The sequence below is a fragment of the Pseudomonas chlororaphis subsp. chlororaphis genome (assembly GCF_003945765.1).
Classification (GTDB): Bacteria; Pseudomonadota; Gammaproteobacteria; order Pseudomonadales; family Pseudomonadaceae; genus Aquipseudomonas; species Aquipseudomonas chlororaphis.
On sequence record NZ_CP027712.1, the window covers coordinates 3,609,731 to 3,622,799 of the forward strand.

Here is a 13,069-nt window from a genome sequence, read left to right on the forward strand (position 1 = left end):
ACTTGAGCAACAGGGGTTCCGGCCCCGCGCCGGGTGGCGCGGAGTCAGGCATGCATATAGGTTGAATCGTGGATTGGCTAAGGCGCGCGGCTTAGCGCACGCCGATTTCCACCACGTCGCCACGCAGCCGCGCCGGCCAGGTGCGCAGGCGTTGCTCCGGGTATTCCAGGCAGGTGCCGTCGGCCAGGCGGAAGTGCTGCTTGTACAGGGGCGAGGCGATCACCAGCTCATCCTTGATGCAGCCCACCAGGCCACGCCCGATCACGTTGGCGCCGGACTGCGGGTCGTGGTTGTCGATGGCGTAGAGGGTCTGCTGCGCGGCATCCGGCAGGTAGATCAGCGCCACCTGGGCGCCGTCGTGCCAGACCACCACACCGCTGTGGCTGACCAGATCCTGGCGGCTGCACACCGCCTGCCACTGCACGCCGGGCTGCTCGGCGAATCCACTTTCGATAGGTTGCAGGCTTGGCGACAGGCTCATCAGAGCACCTCCTCGGTGACAGGGATCAGGTTGAGTTCGGCGGCCATGATCGGCCGACGCTGGCCGCGTTCCTCGACAAAATGAATGTCCGGGTCGGGGCGCTGGTCGTTGACGAAGGTGCGGAAGCGCTTGAGTTTTTCCGGGTCCTTGAGGGCGTTGGCCCATTCGCATTCGTAGCGGTCCACCACCAGTTGCATCTGCGCTTCCAGCTCGGCGCCCAGCCCCAGGCTGTCGTCGATCACCACCGCCTTGAGGTAATCCAGGCCGCCCTCCAGGCTTTCGCGCCACACCGAGGTGCGTTGCAGGCGGTCGGCGGTGCGGATGTAGAACATCAGGAAGCGGTCGATGTAGCGGATCAGCGTCTGGTCGTCGAGGTCGGTGGCGAACAGTTCGGCGTGGCGCGGACGCATGCCGCCGTTGCCGCAGACATACAGGTTCCAGCCGTTCTCGGTGGCGATCACGCCGACGTCCTTGCTCTGCGCCTCGGCGCATTCGCGGGTGCAGCCGGATACCGCGAACTTCAGCTTGTGCGGCGAGCGCAGGCCCTTGTAGCGGTCCTCGATCTCCAGGGCCATGCGCACGCTGTCCTGCACGCCGTAGCGGCACCAGGTACTGCCCACGCAGGACTTCACGGTGCGGGTCGACTTGCCATAGGCATGCCCGGTCTCGAAACCGGCGGCGATCAGCTCGGCCCAGATATCCGGCAACTGGTGCAGTTGGGCGCCGAACAGGTCGATGCGCTGACCGCCGGTGATCTTGGTGTAGAGCTCGTATTTCTTCGCCACCTGGCCGATCACGATCAGCTTGTCGGCAGTGATCTCGCCACCGGCGATGCGCGGCACCACCGAGTAGGTGCCGTTCTTCTGCATGTTGGCCATGAAGGTGTCGTTGGTGTCCTGCAGCGGCACCAGGGAGCGGTCCATGATCGGCTGGTTCCAGCACGAGGCGAGGATCGAGCCCACCGCCGGCTTGCAGATATCGCAGCCAACGTGGCCGCGGCCATGCTTGGCGAGCATCTCGTCGAAACTGAGGATGCCCTCGACCCGCACCAGCGCGTACAGCTCCTGGCGGGTATAGGCGAAGTGTTCGCACAGGCTCTTGTCGACGCTGACGCCACGGGCGATCAGCTCATGCTCGAACACCTGCTTGAGCAGGCCGGCGCAGCCGCCGCAACCGGTGCAGGCCTTGGTCCGGGCCTTGAGCTGGCCGAGCTCGGAACAGCCACCGTCGATGGCCGAGCAGATCGCGCCCTTGGTCACGTTGTGGCAGGAACAGACCGTGGCCGACTCGGGCAAGGCGCCCGGGCCAAGGGTCGGCGCGCCGGCGCTGGACGGCAGGATCAGGCCGGCCGGTTCGGCGGGCAAGGCGATGCCGTTCTGCATGTATTGCAGCAAGGTGTCGTAGTAACTGTTGTCGCCCACCAGCACCGCGCCGAGCACCTGCTTGCCGCTGGCATCCACCACCAGGCGCCGGTAGCTGGCGGTGGCCTCGTCGATGAACTGGTAGCTGCGTGCGCCCGGGGTCAGGCCCTGGGCATCGCCGATGGAACCGACATCCACCCCCAGCAACTTGAGCTTGGTCGACATGTCCGCGCCCATGAAAGGCTCGCCCGGCTCGCCGCACAGCTGGGCGGCGACGCTGCGGGCCATCTGGTAACCCGGGGCCACCAGGCCGAAGATACTGCCGTTCCAGCTGGCGCACTCGCCGATCGCGTAGATGTGCGGGTCGCCACTCAGGCACCGGTTGTCCACCACCACGCCGCCACGCGGGCCGATCTCCAGGGCGCAGTCGCGGGCCAGGGCATCCTGGGCGCGAATCCCGGCGGAGAACACGATCAGGTCGGTTTCGAGGAAGTCGTCGCCGGCGAAGTTCATCCGGTAGCGGTACTGCTCGCCGGCGCTGATCGACTGGGTGCCCTTGCCCAGGTGCACGCCGACGCCCAGGGCTTCGATCCGCGCCTTCAACGCGCGACCGCCCTGCTCGTCCAGCTGCACCGGCATCAGCCGCGGCGCGAATTCCACCACATGGGCTTCCAGGCCCAGGCTCTTCAAGGCGTTGGCCGCCTCCAGGCCGAGCAGCCCGCCGCCCACCACCACGCCGCGCCGGGCATTGGCGGCCGCGGCGCGGATGGCGTCGAGGTCTTGCAGGGTGCGATAGACCAGGCGCGAGTCGTCTGCGGCGCCCTCGATCAGCGGCACGAAGGGATAGGACCCGGTGGCCAGCACCAGCTTGTCGTAATGCACCGGGCCGGCGGCGGTGATGACCTGGCGGTGCTCGCGGTCAATGCGCAGCACCGCCACCCCCAGGTGCAGGGTCAGGCCCGGGGTCTGGTACAGCGCGGCATCGCCCAGGGCCAGGGATTCGGCGTCGCGACCGGTGAAATACTCGGACAGGTGCACCCGGTCGTAGGCGCGCATCGGTTCTTCGCTGAAGACGTGCAGGCGGTACTGCTCGAGGGCACCGCGCGCCACCAGCTGTTCGACGCAATGATGTCCGACCATGCCGTTGCCGATCACGATCAGGGTTTTGTGTGTGTTCAAAGGGGCAACAATGGCATTCATAAATAGCACCCGACCCAAGCCAATCACGGTTTTTTTAAAGCAAAAAAAAAAGCGCCTGAAACCTCACGGTTCCAGGCGCCTTTGCCTGTTATTTGCGGTGTGCGATCGGGCTGCTGTGCCTGACTCACCGAGTGCCCATGGCCGGTTGGCCGATCGATCTGCGTTGACCGAGGGGGCGGCCCGCCCGCGACATGCGCGGTGGGGCGTTAGCGGCTGTCTTGCAGCCTTTGTGCCAGGCGGCGCCGCACGCCTTGAAAGGCCGTGCTGGCGGGGTTGCGCGGTCATTCTGCAAGGATCACGGATAGCCTACCCTGTGCCAGGAATCGCCTTAGCCTGGTGCAAGGCCGGAGCCGCGAGCCTTATAAAAGTGCAAACTTGGCCGATTCGCCGACGCGTCAGCGGGTGGAAGCCAGGCGCTGCAAGAACGCCGCGCGCCGCTCGCGGTCCTGCTCTTCCTTGGCCAGCAGCTGCGGCAACAGCGCCTCGGCCCGTTGCCCATCGAGGATGAACACGCCGTCGTCGTCGCCGATGGCGATATCCCCCGGCTTGACTCGCACCCCGGCCACTTCGATGGGCAGGTTGACCTCCCCTTGCTCGCCGATGCCGCGGGTGGTGTAGGCGCTGACGCCACGGCTGAACAGCGGCAGGCGATGCTCGCGCAAGGCGGCGACATCGGTGACCGCGCCCTCCACCACCACCCCGGCCAGGCCCTTGATCAACCCGGCCAGGGTGCGCAGTTCGCCCCAGCAGGCGCACTCCTGATCGCCCACGCACTGGATCACCAGCACGTCCCCCGGTTCGCTGAGCAGCAGCGCGTCGCGCAGGATGGCGCCATCCGGAGCGAAGACCTTGACCGTGACCACATTGCCGAGCATCCGCAGGCCGTCGAACAGCGGGCGGATACCGCGCAGGTAACCCTCATCGCCAAAGTGGCCAATGGTCGAGGCCGCGATGCCGTGGTAATGCTCAAGCAAGGCGGCGCTGGCGTGGTGTTGGCGCGGAGCGATCATCGGCATTTCCTCGGGCGCAACAGCGGACAGGTGGAGCAGTATTCGGCGGGTTCGGTGGCCTCGTAATAAAAGCAGCAGGTGCGGCGAAAGCGGATGCTCTTGCCCTCCTCCAGTTGCGTCGGCGGCCGGCGGAAGTGCCGCAGCGGGTTGTAGTCCAGGCCGAACAGCGCTGGCGCGGCCTCTTGCAGCAGCCAGTCGAAGTCCGCCTCATGACGCAGGCGGATCAGCGGGTCCTCGACCTTGCCCATGCGTTTTTCGTACAGCGAATAGACCCTCACCGCGGTGTTTTCCCAGAGGATACGCCGGGAGATGCCGCTGACCCGGTTGAAGGTCTGCCACAGCGGCGCCAGCAGCCCGGCGAACAGCGCCTCGACAATCGCCGCGCGCCAGGCGTCGCGCTCACCCGCGGCATACGCCTGGGGCGGCCGGTCTGCCAGCGGCATCGACGACGTCCAGAGCCCGTCGTCGTGGCCGTACTCGATCACGCAGTCGTCCAGGGACAGCAGCAGGCCCTGGTCGCACACCGACATGGCGTACAGGCAGGCGCCGGTGGCGAGGAAGGAAAAACGCTTGGCCAGCAGCGAGGCGGTGATCGCCCGGGTCGGCGAACCGATCACCGGCCCCAGCTGGTCGAGCAGCGTGATACAGGTGTCATCGTCGAGCAAAGCGCGGGCGCTGAGGGAGCGCTGGCGGTCGCGTTGGGCCATGGGTTTCAGGCGCAGCGGCCCAGATAGCACGCTCCAGTCTTGCGGGTTGAAGGCGGCTTGCAGGTTCATCGCGGCAGTTCCCGGCCAAAGGGAATGCACAGCGGCGTGCCGAAAAACGGATCGGCGATGATCCGGCAGTTGAGGTCGAACACCTGCTTGACCAGTTCCTCGGTCAGGATCTCCTCGGGCCGGCCCTGGGCGAACGCGGTGCGCTGGTGCACCGCCACCATATGGTCGGCGTAGCGGCAGGCCAGGTTGAGATCGTGCAGGACCATGACGATGGTCTTGTTCTCCTGGCGATTGAGCTCGCGCAACAGGTCCAGCACTTCGATCTGGTGCGCCAGGTCGAGAAAGGTGGTGGGCTCGTCGAGCAGCACGATCTCGGTGTCCTGGGCCAGGGTCATGGCGATCCACACGCGCTGGCGCTGGCCGCCGGACAAGGCATCCACCGGCCGCTCCGCCAGCGCCCGCACGCCGGTCTGCAACAGGGCGCGCTCGACCATGGCTTCGTCCTGGGCCGACCATTGCTGCATCCAGTTCTGGTAGGGATAACGCCCCAGCGCCACCAACTGGCGCACGGTGATGCCTTCGGGGGCGCTGGGCATCTGCGGCAGGATCGCCAGTTCGCGCGCCACCGCCGCGGTGGATTTGCGCTGGATATCCTCGCCATTGAGGATCACCGAACCCTGCTGCGGCTTGAGCAGCCGCGCCAGGGATTTGAGCAGGGTGCTCTTGCCGCAGCCGTTGCTGCCGATCAGCACCGACACCTGGCCCGCCGGCAGTTGCAGGTCCAGCCCGTCGATAATCACCTGGCGCTGATAGCCCAGGGTCAGTTGCTGGGTTGCCATCGAGGACATCGGGAATTCCTTAGTGCCGCTGGTTGATCAAAAGATAAAGAAAGAACGGCGTGCCCAGCACCGCGACAAAGATCCCCGCCGGCAGATCCAGCGGCAGGAACAGGGTGCGCCCGATCAGGTCGGCTAGCATCACCAGGTTGGCGCCGACCAGCGCCGCCATCACCGCCTGCCCGGCAAAGCCCAGGGCCACCAGGCGCTTGGCGATATGCGGCGCGATCAGCCCGACAAAGGCAATCGCCCCGCCCCAGGCCACCGCCGCCCCGGCCAGGGCCACGCTGACCAGCAACAGGCCGGCGCGCAGCCACTGTACCCGCACGCCGATGCCCTGGGCCAAGGCATCGTCCAATTGTTGCACCCGCACCTGGCGCGCCAGCCACACCAGCAACGGCAGGATCGCCAGCAACCAGCCGGCCAGGGCCCGCGGCTCCGGCCAGCTGGCGCCATAGACGCTGCCGGTGAGCCAGACATAGGCCGACAAGGTGGTGGTCAGCGGGCTGAACACCAGGACAAAGGTGGTCACCGCCGCCAGCAGCGCCGACACGCCGACGCCGATCAGCACCAGGCGCAGCGGCGAGGTGCCCTGCCTCCAGGCCAGCAGGTAAATGGCCAGGGCCGCCAGCCCGGCACCGAGCATCGCCGCCAACGGCAAGAACTGCGGGCCCAGCAGCAGGGAGAAGAACGACAGGTACAGCACCGCCGCGGCACTGGCGCCGCTGGTGATGCCCAGCAGATCGGGGGACGCCAGCGGGTTGCGGATGATGCTCTGCAAAATCAGGCCGGACACCGCCAGCGCCGCGCCGACCAGGGCCGCCAGCAGCAGGCGCGGCAGGCGCAGTTGCTCGACGATGAACAGCAGGCGCTCGTCGCCGCCGTGCCACAGCAGCCCCAGCACGGTCAGCGGCGACAGGTTGAGCTTGCCCAGGGACAAGGCGCCGAGCATCACCAGTGCCGTCGCCAGCACGGCCAGCAACAGCCGCCACAGGGTCGCCAGGTCGATGCGCCGCGAAAAGCCGGCGGTGCGCAGGGTCAGGGTGTTATTCATAACGGCCTCCGCGACGGGCCAGGAAAATAAAGAACGGCGCGCCGAACAAGGCGGTCATCACCCCCACCGGCACCTCCTGTGGCAGGATCACCAGGCGCCCCAGGGTGTCGGCTAGCAACAGCAGGATCGCCCCCAGCACCGCGCACCCCGGCAGCAACCAGCGATGGTCGATGGACAGGCTCTTGCGCACCATGTGCGGCACCAGCAGGCCGATGAAACCGATGCTGCCCGCCAGCGCCACCGCGCTACCCGCCAGGCCGATGATCAGCACGCTCATCAGCCAGCGGATCAACCCGGTGCGCTGCCCCAGGCCGATGGCGATGGCTTCGCCGGCGTTGAGCACATTGACCTGCCCGGCCAGCAGCAACGCACCGAGCAAGGCCAGCAAAACGCCCATCAGCAGCGGCGCGGCCAGCCCCAGGTCACGCTCGGACAACGACCCGGCGAGCCAGAACAGCACGGTGTCCAGGCCCTCCTCGTTGACCACCAGCAACGCCTGGCTGAAGGCGGAAAACAACGCGGTGATCGCCGCCCCCGCCAGGACGATGCGCAGCGGGTTGAGGCTGCCCTGCCCGCGATTGCCGATCAGCCACACCAGGCTGCCGGCCAGCGCGGCGCCGATAAAGGCGCACCACAGCCACTGGCTCATTGACGACAGGGCAAACAGCGACGAGCACAGGATGATCGCGAAGGTCGCCCCGGCATTCACCCCGAACAACCCCGGCGATGCCAGCGGGTTGCGGGTCAGCGCCTGCATCAGCGCCCCCGCCACCGCCAGGCTCGCACCCACGGCGACGGCCATCAGGGTGCGCGCCAAGCGAGTGTTGAAGATCAACTGCTGGCCGGCGCTGAGGCTGTCCGGTTGCAGCAGGCCCTTGAGCAACTGCGACGGCTCGATCCAGGTCGCCCCGGCCGCCAGGCTCAGGCCAGCGCACAGCAGCAGGACGACCAGCGCCAGGCCGAGTTTCAGCCCGCGACTCATGAAGACGCCACCAGGCGGGCAATGTCGTCGAGCATCAGGTTGGCGCCGAGGATCCCTCCGGAGAAACTCCAGGCGATGCCATCGACCCGCCACACCTGCTGCTGTTGCACGGCGCGCAGCTGTTGCCAGAACGGGTAATGCACCAGCCGTTCATAGTTGTGCCGCACCGCCTGGCTGTCGCGCTGGAATACAAAAAACAGGTCGGCATCGACCACGGGCAAGTTCTCTTTGCTGGTGAGTTTGATATAGGTGCCCCGGGACTCGCGGGCGACCGGGTTCCAGGCGAAGCCCAGCTCCGTGAGCACCGAGCCGGCGAAACTGCTCGGCAGGTAACTGCGGATGTGGTCTTCACGCACATCCAGCACCGACACCGTGGGCGGCCAGCGCCCGGCGAAAGTCACCTGCAACTGCTCGCGCAAGCGCGCCACCCGCTGCTGCCATTGCCCCAGCAGGCTGCTGGCCTGCTGCTGGCGGTTCAGGGCCGCGCCCATCAACGCCAGGGTGCGCTTGAACTCGAAGACTTCCTCGAGCATCAGCACCGTGCCCATGCGTTCGAGCAGCGGCGCGATGCGCTGGTGGCGAAAACGCGAGGCGACGATCACGTCCGGCTCCAGCAGCACGATGTCCTCAAGGCTGGGCTGGGTTTCCAGGCCAACATGAGGAACCTTCGCCAGCGCCGGGCGCAAATAACGGAAGGTCGGCTTTTCGCTCGAAGACTCCACTACGCCGCAGGGCGTCACGCCCAGCGCCACGGCGCTGTCGGTGGCGCCCTGGAACAGGGTGACCAGGCGCAGCGGTTCGGCGCGGGCGATCCGTGGCAAGGCCAGCAACCCCAGGGACAGGCGCAACAGCGTGCGCCTGCCGGGATGGATCAGCGGTTCAGGCATCGGGAGCCAGCCGCTGGAACGGGTTGACCACTTCGCCCTTGCCGAACGGCATGCTGCCCGGGCCGCCGGCGCGTTCGATCATCGGCGTCAGCAGCAGCTTCTGCGGCCAGCGCGGCGCTTCGAACAGCTGGTGCCTGATCATCGCCCGCGCCTCGTCGTCGAAGTCGATGCTCTGCAACAGAGCGTCCAGCACCTGGCGCAAGGTGCTCCACAGCGTGGTGGCCGGCACGGCGTAGACCTGGGCCAGGGTGTCGATGATCGCCCGCACGTTGACCTGGATCGCCAGGGTCTGCAGCCAGAACAGCAGGTCTTCGGGACGCTGGTGGTACAGGGTGTTGGCGTGGCCCTTCTTGATCCGGTATTCCGGGTCGGCCATGCCGTTGCGTTCCAGCCACGGCACGAAGATGCGCAGCGAATCGTGGTCGCGCAGCAGCAGGCCCTGGGCCTGGCCGGCCTTCCACACCAGCACCGCGTTCTGCCCGTGCACCTCGCCGAGCATGCCCAGGCGGAACATCCGCAGGTTGACGTCGAAGAAGCGCTGGCACAGCTCGCCGAACAGGGTCAGCACCGAAGCCTGGGTCACCGGCAGTCCGCGGTACTGCATCCACTCATCGAAGAAGTGCCGGTTGCTGCCGGGCAATGGCGTGCCCAGGGCGGCCATCGGCAGCAGGCGGCAGTCCGGGTCGTCGAGCAAGGCTTGCGGGTAACCGCGGACCATCGCCGACAGGTGCCGCGGCGCCTCGTCGAACAGGGTCGCCTGGGGCGGCATGAAGGCCCACCACTTGCTCTCGTCGCACAGGTGCAGGCTCTGTTCCAGCACCGGGTCGAGGCGTCGCACCTGATGCAGCAGCGCTTCGCTGAGGCCGCCGTTGATCATCTTCACCGCCGGCAGGTAGCGCGAGGCGCCCAGGGAATAGATGGCCATCGGCAGCTTGAGGTAGTCGGCGCTGGCGAAACAGGGGGTCATCGAGCGCAGCGACGAGGTGGCGAATACCGTGGCCTCGCTGAAGTCCAGGCGCTGGCAGTCGCCACGGGCAAAGGCATCGCCCAGTTGCGCCGGCAATACATGCTCGAACTGCCACGGGTGCACCGGCAAGGCCACGTGGCTGTCACCGATGCCGCGTTCGCGCAGTTCACCGGCCAGGCGTGCCTGCAAGGCTTCGGGCAACAGGTAGCGCGCCGGGTAGACCTGTTCCAGGTCTGTCACGCCCTCGCCGCCTTGCAGCAGGTCCTTGCGCACCGCCACCCAGTTCAGCGCCACCGGCTGGGCGAACTCGGCCTGGTACTGCTGGTATTCGGCCTGCAGCAAACCCTGCTTGGCCTTGGCCAGCGGGTGGTACGGACGATCGCGCAGCGAAGCCCACTGCTCCATGGTGCGGAAAAAGGTCGCGCCGTCCTGGGCCATCAGGCCCTGGTGGTCGACCCGGTGCTCCAGGGACAGGGCGGTCTGCCAGACGCTGATATGCAGCACTTCGAGGAACAGCGTCAGGCCCTTCTCGTTGTCCTGGAAACGCGGGCCCATGCCGGTGAACACCCGGCGCATGAAGTCCACCGGGCCCAGCGCCGTCCAGCGCTGCTCCTGACGGGCCAGAACCTGCGTGCCCGGAACCTTTTCCCACTGCTGGGTGATGCCCGGGCGCAGGGCGATGCTGATAAAGCGCTGTTCCTGGGCGTCGCAGCACCATTCCCAGATCCGCTGCTGCCCATCCGCGCCTTCAAGGGTTGGGGCTTCAAGGGCTGGGGCTTCTGGATGGGCCTGGCGCCATTGGCTGGCGGTCAGCAGCGGCAAGGGTTCGCGGCCAAAGAAGTCTTCGGCCAGCAGGCAATCGATCAGGTCCTGCATCACCAGTTCGGCGGCCATGGAGGTGAAATTCATCGGATTATTTTCCTTCTAGAGAAAGGGTGGCCAACCTGGCCTGGAGAGCACGAAAGGCAATGCCGCGTTCGTCGCCGAGGACAAAGGCCCGGACCCCGCGCTCGCGCCAGCGGCCCAGGTCGCCCTGCTGCCGGGGAATGGCGCAATACGGCACGCCGGCATGGTCCGCCGCCTGCCAGGCATCGAGCAGCGCCTGCTGGACCGCCGGCTGGTCGATCTGCCAGGGCATGCCGAGGGATTGCGAGAGGTCGGCCGCGCCTTCGAGGATCATGTCCAGGCCCGGCACCGCGGCGATCTGCGCGGCGTTGCGCACGCCGGCGACGCTTTCGATCATCGCCACCAGCATGATCTGCTCGTTGGCCTGCCCCACGTACTGCGCCAGGCTGTGCTTGCCGAAACTGCCGGGGCGCCCGGCGTTGAGGCTGCGCTGGCCCAGCGGGTGGTATTTGCAGGCGGCAATCGCCGCCTGCAACTGCTCGGCGGATTCGATCATCGGCAGCACGATGCCCTGGGCGCCGCCGTCGAGCAGGCGCAGCATTGTCTTGGGGTTGAGGTCGGCGACCCGCACCAGCGGCGTCAGCTCGTAGGCCTCGGCGGTGCGGATCATGTGCTCGACGGTTTCCGGATTGATCAGCACGTGTTCCATGTCGATGATCACGAAGTCGAACCCGGCCTCGGCGATCAGCTCGATGGCCGCCGGCGCCGGGATCGAGCTGATCAGCCCGTACACCGCCTGCCCGGCCGCCAGTTTGCGTTTCAGCTGGTTGCTTCTCAGCATGCTTGCGGCCTGTAGGCATGAAGTGGGTTGGGCACCGACTTGAAGCGCCGCTCGCCGTCGCCCAGCAGGCGGCGCTTGGTCAGTTCTTCGACTTCGTAGCTCGGCGCGAACACGTCGAACAGGCCGAAACGGTCGCGGTGCTGCGGATGGGCGTCCTGGTAGTCGAGGATTACCTCGGCGGTCATTTGCCAGAACTGGCCTTCGTCGAGCTGGTAGTGCTGGCGCAGAAAGATCGCCATCTCCGCCAGGCAGATGAAGAAGAAGCAGTCGCAGGAGAAATCCCGTACCGCGTTGACATCGTCGGTGAGGATGAAGGAGTTGCGATTCAGCTTGGCGTGGCTGGCCGGCAGCGGCACCAGCTCCGGGCACAGCTCGGGGCGCGCCAGGTGCGCCGGCGAGTAGCGCACGCCGTCGTGGAAGTCCTTGAGGGCGATGCGCTGCGGCCAGCCCTGCTTGACGATCAGCACGATGTTCTGGCCGTGGGATTCCATGCCGATGCCTTCGGCGTAGAGCATGTGGATGATCGGCGGCACCGTCACCTGCAGCAGCTGGCGGGTCCAGGCCTGCAGGCCGTACTGGCGGATCCAGGCGTCGATGAACGGCTGCTGCGGCCCTGTGCCGTAGCGGTTCTCCACATGGCTCAGGCCGTTGAACGGCACCGCCTGCTCGTCCGCCTTCAGGTACTGATGGAGGCTTTCGCGCCAGATCGCCCCCAGGGTGCCGTAGGCCTGGGGACTGCGGGACGGAGGCAGGTGCTGGTAGTCGAAGCTGACCCCGGCCACTTCGCCGAGGATCACGAAATCCAGCTGGCGCGCGGTGCTGTCGCTGGCGATCAGCTGTTGCAGCCAGTCGGTGATGATCGGCCCGTTCAGCACCGTGTGCCGGGCCAGGATGCGCGTGCTGGAAGTGTTGGTCATGCTCATGGCCAGCTTGACGTAGGGCCGCTGCTTGGCCGTGGCGTTGGCCAGGGTGCGGATCGACTGCTGGGCCTTGTACTGATCATCCGAGGTGCCGAGGTAGATCAGCTCGCCGCTGAGCAACTCCGGGTAGAAGGTCGAGACAATCAGGTTTTCCCACTGCCACGGGTGCACCGGCAGCAGCTGGTAGTCGTCCAGCGCCCTACCCTGGCTGGCCAGTTGTCGCTCGACCTGCTGCCAGCGCTCGGCGCCCAGCTCCTGGCGGATAAAGGCCGGGAAGTCGAGTTTCTGCGAATGGTTGAGCGAGGCCCGGTTGCGCGCAACCGCCAGCCACACCACGGCGATCGGCGTGGCGAATTCCGGGCCGTAGGCCTGGTTGTCCGCCAGGGAAAAGCCGATGCGCGACTTGTAGCACGGGTGGTAGCTGTGGGCGTCCATGAAGTGCTGCTCCAGGGCGTCCACGTCCAGCTGGCAGGACGGTTTCTCGGCCTGGTAGCCCTGGCTGCGCGCTTGCAGATCCTTGAGCTGGGTCTGCTCCAGTTCCTGGATGAAACGCCCCAGGTGCGGGCTGTCCTGATAGTCACCAAGCAGCTCGGCCAGGGCCTGGTGCAGGTCCGGCACGCTGCGCCGGCCGCGGCTGTCGAGGCGTTCGAGGCTGGCGGAATCGAGGCGGATCAAATCGAAGCTGGCGCTGAGCAGGCCGTTGCAGTGGTACTCCACCCGCTGCTGCTGGCCGTCGATGCCGAGCACCACAAAACGGCGCTGGCCGCTGTCATGGCCGTGCGGGCCGCCCTCCAGCGGCTGGCTGTCGAACGGCAGCACGCCTTCATACAGCAGGGTCTGCAACAGCTGGCCAACCACCCGCTGCTGGACTTTTTCGTCGATACGCCCATCCACCGTGGCCAGCCAGGCACCGGGACCGGAGGGCTGGCTTGAGGTTGTCGAGATTGCAGTCGCCATGTTCATACCTT

The 13,069-nt window shown here is 66.8% G+C and carries 11 protein-coding genes; all 11 read right to left on the reverse strand.

Annotated elements, in window-relative coordinates:
* Nucleotides 1-91 precede the first annotated feature (91 nt).
* The 11 genes from nirD to C4K27_RS16505 all read right to left on the reverse strand — a co-directional run bounded on the left by nirD (nt 92) and on the right by C4K27_RS16505 (nt 13,064).
* Nucleotides 92-481 carry a nitrite reductase small subunit NirD gene (nirD, locus tag C4K27_RS16455; RefSeq protein ID WP_025808817.1) on the reverse strand — a complete coding sequence of 130 codons (390 nt, stop codon included), beginning with the start codon at nt 479-481 and terminating at the stop codon, nt 92-94.
* The gene (gene nirB / locus C4K27_RS16460; RefSeq protein WP_053261290.1) at nt 481-3,042 is read right to left on the reverse strand and encodes a nitrite reductase large subunit NirB; all 2,562 of its coding nucleotides are present in this window, start codon (nt 3,040-3,042) and stop codon (nt 481-483) included. Before nirB ends, nirD begins: the two co-directional genes overlap by 1 nt.
* A 395-nt stretch (nt 3,043-3,437) precedes the next feature.
* Nucleotides 3,438-4,052 carry an RraA family protein gene (locus C4K27_RS16465; RefSeq protein ID WP_053261291.1) on the reverse strand — a complete coding sequence of 205 codons (615 nt, stop codon included), beginning with the start codon at nt 4,050-4,052 and terminating at the stop codon, nt 3,438-3,440.
* Entirely contained in the window at nt 4,049-4,828 is a 780-nt protein-coding gene (locus tag C4K27_RS16470) for an IucA/IucC family C-terminal-domain containing protein (protein WP_053261292.1), read from the reverse strand. Before C4K27_RS16470 ends, C4K27_RS16465 begins: the two co-directional genes overlap by 4 nt.
* Nucleotides 4,825-5,616, reverse strand: a complete 792-nt coding sequence (locus tag C4K27_RS16475; protein WP_053261293.1) for an ABC transporter ATP-binding protein — start codon at nt 5,614-5,616, stop codon at nt 4,825-4,827. Before C4K27_RS16475 ends, C4K27_RS16470 begins: the two co-directional genes overlap by 4 nt.
* A 10-nt stretch (nt 5,617-5,626) precedes the next feature.
* Nucleotides 5,627-6,658 (reverse strand): FecCD family ABC transporter permease, encoded by a 1,032-nt coding sequence (locus tag C4K27_RS16480; protein ID WP_053261294.1) that lies wholly within the window; start codon nt 6,656-6,658, stop codon nt 5,627-5,629.
* Nucleotides 6,651-7,640, reverse strand: a complete 990-nt coding sequence (locus tag C4K27_RS16485; protein ID WP_053261295.1) for a FecCD family ABC transporter permease — start codon at nt 7,638-7,640, stop codon at nt 6,651-6,653. Before C4K27_RS16485 ends, C4K27_RS16480 begins: the two co-directional genes overlap by 8 nt.
* A complete protein-coding gene (locus tag C4K27_RS16490) occupies nt 7,637-8,527 on the reverse strand; it encodes an ABC transporter substrate-binding protein (protein WP_053261296.1) in 891 nt (296 codons plus the stop codon). The genes C4K27_RS16485 and C4K27_RS16490 overlap by 4 nt, the downstream gene beginning before the upstream one ends.
* The gene (locus tag C4K27_RS16495; protein ID WP_053261297.1) at nt 8,520-10,403 is read right to left on the reverse strand and encodes an IucA/IucC family protein; all 1,884 of its coding nucleotides are present in this window, start codon (nt 10,401-10,403) and stop codon (nt 8,520-8,522) included. Before C4K27_RS16495 ends, C4K27_RS16490 begins: the two co-directional genes overlap by 8 nt.
* 4 nt (nt 10,404-10,407) lie before the next feature.
* Nucleotides 10,408-11,181 carry an HpcH/HpaI aldolase family protein gene (locus C4K27_RS16500; RefSeq protein ID WP_053261298.1) on the reverse strand — a complete coding sequence of 258 codons (774 nt, stop codon included), beginning with the start codon at nt 11,179-11,181 and terminating at the stop codon, nt 10,408-10,410.
* Nucleotides 11,175-13,064, reverse strand: a complete 1,890-nt coding sequence (locus tag C4K27_RS16505) for an IucA/IucC family protein (RefSeq protein ID WP_173613345.1) — start codon at nt 13,062-13,064, stop codon at nt 11,175-11,177. Before C4K27_RS16505 ends, C4K27_RS16500 begins: the two co-directional genes overlap by 7 nt.
* Nucleotides 13,065-13,069: the final 5 nt, after the last annotated feature.

Coding starts and splice junctions, on each gene's coding strand:
- nirD (WP_025808817.1), bottom strand. CDS start 481: ATGAGCCTGTCGCCAAGCCTGCAACCTATCGAAAGTGGATTCGCCGAG.
- nirB (WP_053261290.1), bottom strand. CDS start 3,042: ATGAATGCCATTGTTGCCCCTTTGAACACACACAAAACCCTGATCGTG.
- C4K27_RS16465 (WP_053261291.1), bottom strand. CDS start 4,052: ATGATCGCTCCGCGCCAACACCACGCCAGCGCCGCCTTGCTTGAGCAT.
- C4K27_RS16470 (WP_053261292.1), bottom strand. CDS start 4,828: ATGAACCTGCAAGCCGCCTTCAACCCGCAAGACTGGAGCGTGCTATCT.
- C4K27_RS16475 (WP_053261293.1), bottom strand. CDS start 5,616: ATGTCCTCGATGGCAACCCAGCAACTGACCCTGGGCTATCAGCGCCAG.
- C4K27_RS16480 (WP_053261294.1), bottom strand. CDS start 6,658: ATGAATAACACCCTGACCCTGCGCACCGCCGGCTTTTCGCGGCGCATC.
- C4K27_RS16485 (WP_053261295.1), bottom strand. CDS start 7,640: ATGAGTCGCGGGCTGAAACTCGGCCTGGCGCTGGTCGTCCTGCTGCTG.
- C4K27_RS16490 (WP_053261296.1), bottom strand. CDS start 8,527: ATGCCTGAACCGCTGATCCATCCCGGCAGGCGCACGCTGTTGCGCCTG.
- C4K27_RS16495 (WP_053261297.1), bottom strand. CDS start 10,403: ATGAATTTCACCTCCATGGCCGCCGAACTGGTGATGCAGGACCTGATC.
- C4K27_RS16500 (WP_053261298.1), bottom strand. CDS start 11,181: ATGCTGAGAAGCAACCAGCTGAAACGCAAACTGGCGGCCGGGCAGGCG.
- C4K27_RS16505 (WP_173613345.1), bottom strand. CDS start 13,064: ATGAACATGGCGACTGCAATCTCGACAACCTCAAGCCAGCCCTCCGGT.